Here is a 364-nt window from a genome sequence, read left to right on the forward strand (position 1 = left end):
AAAAAAGCCGCCGACGCTCAACCAGATGATACGAATGGTCGGCTCACTGGGCGGATTTCTCGGGCGCAAGAGCGACGGCGAACCGGGCGCGAAGACCCTGTGGATTGGCATGCAGCGAGTCATGGATGCTGTGATCACCATCCAGATCTTGCGCGACGGCTACGACACTTCTGTATGTGCGACACGTGTCGCCGTCCGCCGAACGTAAATCGGCAAGGTAGTGGATGGCAAAGTCTGCTTCTGTCTTGTCACGCGCGACTCGTCGTGCCGTGACCTGCTGTACGGCCAGCAGTTGCCTACCCGGACGTGCGCGACTGGTAACGGTCGGGTGCGAAGCTCTGGGAACAACGTACCTCGAAAGACA

General features: G+C 59.3%; 1 protein-coding gene. It reads left to right on the forward strand.

Translation table 11 applies throughout. The annotated features are described in order from the left end of the window. Nucleotides 1-208, forward strand: a 208-nt coding sequence (locus GSQ93_RS38440; RefSeq protein WP_301952105.1) for an IS4 family transposase, incomplete at its 5' end; no start/stop codon positions are given. Nucleotides 209-364: the final 156 nt, after the last annotated feature.

Source organism: Burkholderia sp. S171 (assembly GCF_009766085.1).
GTDB lineage: Bacteria > Pseudomonadota > Gammaproteobacteria > Burkholderiales > Burkholderiaceae > Caballeronia.